Genomic DNA, 7,567 nt, shown 5'->3' with positions numbered 1-7,567 from the left:
CATGTCCATCGAGATGCGCGACACGGACGAGGACGTCTTCCGTGCCGCGGAGGAACTCGGAATCGATCTGTCCCGGCGTGAGCCGAGCAGCGTGGAAGAAGTCTGAGGGGGAGATCGCACACCATGCTAGACGTCAACTTCTTCGACGAGCTTCGGATCGGGCTGGCGACGGCCGACGACATCCGTCAGTGGTCGCACGGCGAGGTCAAGAAGCCGGAGACGATCAACTACCGAACCCTCAAGCCGGAAAAGGACGGGCTCTTCTGCGAGAAGATCTTCGGTCCCACCCGCGACTGGGAGTGCTACTGCGGTAAGTACAAGCGCGTCCGGTTCAAGGGCATCATCTGTGAGCGCTGTGGCGTCGAGGTGACCCGCGCCAAGGTGCGTCGTGAGCGGATGGGCCACATCGAGCTGGCCGCGCCGGTCACGCACATCTGGTACTTCAAGGGCGTCCCGTCGCGCCTCGGTTACCTGCTCGACCTCGCCCCGAAGGACCTCGAGAAGGTCATCTACTTCGCGGCGTACATGATCACGCATGTCGACACCGAGATGCGTGAGCGTGACCTGCCCTCGCTGGAGGCGAAGATCTCCGTCGAGCGGCAGCACGTCGAGCAGCGCCGTGACGCCGACGTCGAGGCCCGGCAGAAGAAGCTCGAGGCCGACCTGGCCGAGCTGGAGGCCGCCGGAGCCAAGGGCGACCAGCGCCGCAAGGTCCGCGAGGGCGCCGAGCGCGAGATGCGTCAGCTCCGCGACCGGGCCCAGCGCGAGCTGGACCGGCTCGACGAGGTCTGGAGCCGCTTCAAGAACCTCAAGGTCCAGGACCTCGAGGGCGACGAGCTGCTCTACCGCGAGATGCGCGACCGCTTCGGCCGCTACTTCAAGGGCGGCATGGGCGCGCAGGCGATCCAGGACCGCCTGATCAGCTTCGACCTCGACGCCGAGGCCGAGAACCTGCGCGAGACCATCCGCAGCGGCAAGGGCCAGAAGAAGGCCCGCGCGCTCAAGCGGCTCAAGGTCGTCTCGGCGTTCCTGAACACCACCAACTCGCCGCGTGGCATGGTGCTCGACTGCATCCCGGTCATCCCGCCGGACCTGCGCCCGATGGTGCAGCTCGACGGTGGCCGCTTCGCCACGTCCGACCTCAACGACCTGTACCGCCGGGTCATCAACCGCAACAACCGGCTCAAGCGTCTGCTCGACCTCGGCGCGCCCGAGATCATCGTGAACAACGAGAAGCGGATGCTGCAGGAGGCCGTCGACGCGCTGTTCGACAACGGCCGTCGCGGTCGCCCGGTCACCGGTCCCGGCAACCGGCCGCTGAAGTCCCTCAGCGACATGCTGAAGGGCAAGCAGGGCCGCTTCCGCCAGAACCTGCTGGGCAAGCGAGTCGACTACTCCGGCCGTTCGGTCATCGTCGTCGGCCCGCAGCTCAAGCTGCACCAGTGCGGTCTGCCCAAGCAGATGGCGCTGGAGCTGTTCAAGCCGTTCGTGATGAAGAGGCTGGTCGATCTCAACCACGCCCAGAACATCAAGTCGGCCAAGCGGATGGTCGAGCGCGCCCGCCCCGTGGTGTGGGACGTGCTCGAAGAGGTCATCACCGAGCACCCGGTGCTGCTCAACCGCGCACCGACGCTGCACCGCCTGGGCATCCAGGCGTTCGAGCCGCAGCTCGTGGAGGGCAAGGCCATCCAGATCCACCCGCTCGTCTGCACCGCGTTCAACGCGGACTTCGACGGCGACCAGATGGCCGTGCACCTGCCGCTGTCGGCTGAGGCCCAGGCCGAGGCACGCATCCTGATGCTCTCGACCAACAACATCCTCAAGCCGGCCGACGGCAAGCCCGTCACCATGCCCACCCAGGACATGGTCATCGGCCTCTACTGGCTGACCACCCAGAAGGAAGGCGCGCAGGGCGAGGGCCGCGTGTTCGGCTCGATCGCCGAGGCGCAGATGGCCTTCGACCGCCGCGAGCTGGAGATCCAGGCGAAGATCCAGATCCGGCTCAAGGACGTCCTGCCGCCGCGCGAGTGGGTGGCCCCCGAGGGCTGGGAGCAGGGCGACGCCATCCGGCTGGAGACCACGTTCGGGCGGTGCCTGTTCAACCAGACGCTGCCGGAGAGCTACCCCTTCATCGACTTCCAGGTCGGCAAGAAGCAGCTCACCACGATCGTGAACGAGCTGGCGGAGACCTACCCCAAGATCGACGTCGCCGCCTCGCTCGACGCGCTCAAGGACGCCGGCTTCCGCTGGGCGACCCGCTCCGGTGTCACGATCTCGATCGAGGACGTCGTCGCGCCCCCGAACAAGACCGACATCATGGAGAACTACGAGCGCCGGGCCGACAAGGTTCAGCGCGAGTACGAGCGCGGTCTGATCACCGACGAGGAGCGCCGTCAGGAGCTCATCGAGATCTGGACGCACGCGACGGCCGACGTCGAGACCGACATGGTCAACGCCTTCCCGGCGACCAACCCGGTCTGGATGATGGTCAACTCCGGTGCCCGTGGTAACAAGATGCAGGTCCGGCAGATCGCCGGCATCCGCGGTCTGGTGTCCAACACCAAGGGTGAGACGATCCCGCGGCCGATCAAGGCCTCCTTCCGTGAGGGCCTGTCGGTGCTGGAGTACTTCATCTCCACCCACGGCCAGCGGAAGGGTCTTGCCGACACCGCGCTGCGTACCGCCGACTCGGGTTACCTGACCCGTCGTCTGGTGGACGTGGCCCAGGACGTCATCGTCCGCGAGATCGACTGCGGCACCGACCGCGCGGTCCCGCTGCACGTGGCCGACCGCGACGCGACGGGCAACCTGGTCAAGGCGGAGAACGCCGAGTCCAACGTGCACGGCCGCATCCTGGCCGAGGACGTCGAGGTCGACGGCAAGGTCGTCGTCCCGGCGGGGGTCGACATCAACGACGTCCACGTGACGAAGCTGGTCGAGGCCGGCGTCGAGACGGTGCGCACCCGCAGCGCCCTCGTCTGCGAGGCCAAGATCGGGGTCTGCGCGACCTGCTACGGCCGCTCGCTGGCCACCGGCAAGCTCGTGGACGTCGGCGAGGCGGTCGGCATCATCGCCGCCCAGTCGATCGGCGAGCCGGGTACGCAGCTCACGATGCGTACGTTCCACACCGGTGGTGTGGCCGGTGCCGACATCACCCACGGTCTGCCCCGTGTCACGGAGCTCTTCGAGGCGCGCATCCCCAAGGGTGTCGCCCCGATCTCCGAGGCCGAGGGCCGGGCTCGCATCGACGAGACCGACAAGACCAGGAAGATCGTCATCACCCCGGACGACGGCTCGGAGGAGATCGCCTACCCGGTCTCGATGCGTTCGCGCCTGCTCGTGCAGGAGGGGCAGCGCATCCAGGTCGGTCAGCAGCTCGTCGCCGGCGCCGTCAACCCCAACGAGGTGCTGCGCATCCTCGGCCCGCGGGCCGTGCAGCTCCACCTGGTGGCGGAGGTGCAGCAGGTCTACCGCTCGCAGGGTGTGTCGATCCACGACAAGCACATCGAGATCATCGTGCGGCAGATGCTCAAGCGCGTGAACGTGCTGGAGTCCGGTGACACCGACCTGCTGCCCGGCGAGCTCGTGGAGCGTCCGCGCTTCGAGCAGATGAACCGCGAGACGGTGGCGGAGAGCGGCTCGCCGGCCGCCGGCCGTCCGGTGCTCATGGGCATCACGAAGGCGTCGCTGGCCACCGAGTCGTGGCTGTCGGCGGCCTCCTTCCAGGAGACGACCAGGGTCCTGACGGACGCGGCGATCCACGCCAAGTCCGACTCCCTGCTCGGCCTGAAGGAGAACGTCATCATCGGTAAGCTCATCCCGGCCGGTACGGGCATGCCCCAGTACCGCAACATCCGGGTCGAGCCGACCGAGGAGGCCAAGGCCGCCATGTACACCGTGGGTGGCTACGACGGCTCGGCCGCCGACTACACCTTCGGCACCGGCAGCGGCGAGGCCGTTCCGCTGGAGGAGTACGACTTCGGCCAGTACAACCGGTGATTTCCTGGTTGTCGCCAGGTGACGCGCCCGGGTCCTCGTTCGCGAGGGCCCGGGCGCTTCGCTGTCCGGCTCCGGGGACGTCGTGGTGTGCCGGGGTGCCCCTGCGGGCCGCGGGCCCTCAGAGGGCCGCTGAGCCTCGGAGAACGGGGCAACGGGAAGTAACAGGCGGATGGCGGTTTGGGGAGTTGGGAGCGGAACGCCCCGGCGGCCTATATCATTGCCCCCGGAGCTGTAGATGGGCTGGATGAGAAGGCCCCGGCGACCCGGAGTGGCAAAGCTTGTCAGCTTTGTCGCGCCGTTTTGACGTGTCGCCAGGGCCTGGGTAGTCTTGAGCATCGTGCCCGTCTTCTTGCGGGCTCTCGACCGTGCGCTCTTTGCGGGCGCGGGACGGCTTCCTGGCTCGTAATCCTCACGGATGTGTCTGTGCGAACAGCGCGACACGCCCGAGCGCGGGGGCACCGAAACCAGAAAAACCAGCAGGTCATGACACCGGCAGTGCCTGCGAAATGCAAGACCCATGACGTGACACCGGCCAAGGCACGAAACGGAGTGGCAGTGCCCACTATTCAGCAGTTGGTCCGCAAGGGCCGGCAGGACAAGGTCTCCAAGACCAAGACTCCTGCCCTCAAGGGGAGTCCGCAGCGGCGCGGTGTGTGCCAGCGCGTTTACACCACCACCCCGAAGAAGCCCAACTCGGCCCTGCGCAAGGTGGCCCGTGTTCGGCTCACGAACGGCATCGAGGTCACGGCCTACATCCCCGGTGTGGGCCACAACCTGCAGGAGCACTCCATCGTGCTCGTGCGTGGCGGTCGTGTGAAGGACCTGCCGGGTGTTCGCTACAAGATCATCCGCGGCTCGCTCGACACCCAGGGTGTCCGCAACCGCAAGCAGGCCCGCAGCCGCTACGGCGCGAAGAAGGAGAAGAGCTAACAATGCCTCGTAAGGGTTCTCCTGGCCGTCGTCAGCTCATGTCTGACCCGGTTTACAGCTCGCCGCTGGTCACCGCCCTGATCAACAAGGTGCTCCTGGACGGCAAGCGCTCCATCGCGCAGTCGATCGTCTACGGCGCCCTCGAGGGCTGCAGGGACAAGACGGGCAACGACCCGGTCGTCACCCTGAAGCGCGCGCTTGACAACGTCAAGCCGACCCTCGAGGTCCGCAGCCGTCGCGTCGGTGGCGCGACCTACCAGGTGCCGGTAGAGGTGCGCGCCGCGCGCAGCACCACCCTGGCCCTGCGCTGGCTGGTGCAGTACTCCCGCGCCCGCCGCGAGAAGACCATGACCGAGCGCCTCATGAACGAGCTCCTCGACGCCAGCAACGGCCTCGGGGCGAGCGTCAAGAAGCGTGAGGACACCCACAAGATGGCCGAGTCCAACAAGGCCTTCGCCCACTACCGCTGGTAGTGGACCCGACGAGACGACGAGGACGCGAGAGAAGTGGCCACCACGACCGCTCTTGACCTGGCCAAGGTCCGCAACATTGGGATCATGGCCCATATCGACGCGGGCAAGACCACCACGACCGAGCGCATCCTGTTCTACACCGGTATCAACTACAAGATCGGTGAGGTCCACGAGGGCGCTGCCACGATGGACTGGATGGAGCAGGAGCAGGAGCGCGGCATCACCATCACGTCTGCCGCGACGACCTGTGAGTGGCTTGGTCACACCATCAACATCATCGACACTCCGGGGCACGTGGACTTCACCATCGAGGTGGAGCGTTCGCTGCGCGTCCTCGACGGCGCCGTCGCCGTGTTCGACGGTGTGGCGGGTGTCGAGCCGCAGTCGGAGACGGTCTGGCGTCAGGCTGACCGCTACGAGGTTCCGCGCATCTGCTTCGTGAACAAGATGGACCGGGTCGGCGCGGAGTTCCACCGCTGCGTCGACATGATGATCAGCCGTCTGGGTGCGACCCCGGCGGTCATCCAGCTTCCGTGGGGTGTCGAGGCCGACTTCAAGGGCGTCATCGACCTCATCACGATGAAGGGCCTCATCTGGAGCGCCGAGGCGGCCAAGGGCGAGATGTACGACACCGTCGACATCCCGGCCGACCACGCCGACGCCGCTCGTGAGTGGCGCGACAAGCTGGTCGAGACCGTCGCCGAGAACGACGACGAGCTGATGGAGCTCTTCCTCGAGGGCACCGAGCCCACCGAGGAGCAGCTCGTCGCGGCCCTGCGCCGCGCCACGCTGGCCAGCGCCATCAACCCGGTCCTGTGCGGCACCGCGTTCAAGAACAAGGGCGTGCAGCCCCTGCTCGACGCGATCGTCGCCTACCTTCCCGCGCCGACCGACATCCCGGCCTTCAAGGGCCACGCCGTCGGCAGCGAGGAGAAGGTCATCGAGCGTCACGCGGACCCGACCGAGCCGTTCTCCGCCCTGGCCTTCAAGATCGCCAGCGACCCGCACCTGGGCAAGATCACCTACATCCGCATCTACTCGGGCACGCTCGAGGCCGGTTCACAGGTCATCAACTCTGTGAAGGGCAAGAAGGAGCGGATCGGCAAGATCTACCAGATGCACGCCAACAAGCGCGAGGAGCGCCCGACGGCGGTCGCCGGTCAGATCGTGGCCGTCATGGGTCTGAAGGACACCACGACGGGTGACACCCTCTCGGACCCGACGCACCAGGTCGTGCTCGAGTCGATGACGTTCCCGGCGCCGGTCATCAACGTCGCCATCGAGCCCAAGACCAAGGGTGACCAGGAGAAGCTGTCCACCGCCATCCAGCGGCTGGCCGAGGAGGACCCGTCCTTCCAGGTCCGCCGTGACGAGGAGACCGGTCAGACGGTCATCTGGGGCATGGGCGAGCTGCACCTCGAGATTCTCGTCGACCGGATGCGCCGCGAGTTCAGGGTCGAGGCGAACGTCGGCCGGCCGCAGGTCGCCTACCGCGAGACCATCCGCCGCAAGGTGGAGAAGATCGACTACACCCACAAGAAGCAGACCGGTGGTTCCGGTCAGTTCGCGCGGGTCATCATCAACCTCGAGCCGCTGGGCGAAGGCAACGACGGCTACGAGTTCGAGAACAAGGTCACCGGTGGCCGCGTCCCGAGGGAGTACATCCCGTCGGTCGACGCCGGCGCGCAGGAGGCCGCCGAGTTCGGCGTGCTGGCCGGTTACCCGATGGTCGGCGTGAAGGTGACGCTGACCGACGGTGCGGCCCACGACGTTGACTCCTCGGAAATGGCGTTCAAGATCGCCGGTTCGATGGCCTTCAAGGAGGCCGCGCGCAAGGCGGACGCCGTGCTCCTCGAGCCGATGATGGCTGTCGAGGTGACCACGCCCGAGGACTACATGGGTGATGTCATCGGTGACCTCAACGGTCGCCGCGGGCAGATCCAGGCGATGGACGACCGGGCCGGCGCCAAGGTCATCCAGGCGCTCGTGCCGCTGTCTGAGATGTTCGGCTACGTGGGTGACCTGCGTAGCAAGACGCAGGGGCGGGCGAGCTACAGCATGCAGTTCGACTCCTACTCGGAGGTGCCCCCGGGCATCGCCAAGGAGATCGTCGCGAAGGCCCGGGGCGAGTAGTTCCCGGTCCGGTCCCGCGAGGGGCCGGACCA

General features: G+C 66.9%; 4 protein-coding genes. All 4 read left to right on the top strand.

The genetic code is table 11. The features are described 5' to 3' along the window. Positions 1–123 precede the first annotated feature (123 nt). Positions 124–3,999: a DNA-directed RNA polymerase subunit beta' gene (locus FAF44_RS36155; RefSeq protein ID WP_237107839.1), complete on the top strand. Its 3,876-nt coding sequence runs from the start codon at positions 124–126 to the stop codon at positions 3,997–3,999. A 555-nt stretch (positions 4,000–4,554) separates the two neighbouring features. Next, positions 4,555–4,929 carry a 30S ribosomal protein S12 gene (rpsL, locus tag FAF44_RS36150; RefSeq protein ID WP_020542315.1) on the top strand — a complete coding sequence of 125 codons (375 nt, stop codon included), beginning with the start codon at positions 4,555–4,557 and terminating at the stop codon, positions 4,927–4,929. Between the two features lie 2 nt (positions 4,930–4,931). Beyond that, complete coding sequence (rpsG, locus tag FAF44_RS36145) at positions 4,932–5,402, top strand: 30S ribosomal protein S7 (RefSeq protein ID WP_138670613.1); 471 nt, start codon at positions 4,932–4,934, stop codon at positions 5,400–5,402. Positions 5,403–5,435: 33 nt separating this feature from the next. Beyond that, on the top strand, positions 5,436–7,535 hold the full coding sequence (gene fusA / locus FAF44_RS36140; RefSeq protein WP_308193437.1) for an elongation factor G: 2,100 nt from the start codon (positions 5,436–5,438) through the stop codon (positions 7,533–7,535). Positions 7,536–7,567 lie beyond the last annotated feature (32 nt).

It is taken from the genome of Nonomuraea sp. MG754425, assembly GCF_021699195.1.
Lineage (GTDB): Bacteria > Actinomycetota > Actinomycetes > Streptosporangiales > Streptosporangiaceae > Nonomuraea.
Note: the sequence above shows the minus strand (reverse complement) of the source record. Positions and strands in the feature narration are given on the sequence as shown.

Bases quoted from the DNA above. Each gene is read 5' to 3' on its own strand.
- rpsG (WP_138670613.1), top strand. From the start codon at position 4,932: ATGCCTCGTAAGGGTTCTCCTGGCCGTCGTCAGCTCATGTCTGACCCG.
- FAF44_RS36155 (WP_237107839.1), top strand. From the start codon at position 124: ATGCTAGACGTCAACTTCTTCGACGAGCTTCGGATCGGGCTGGCGACG.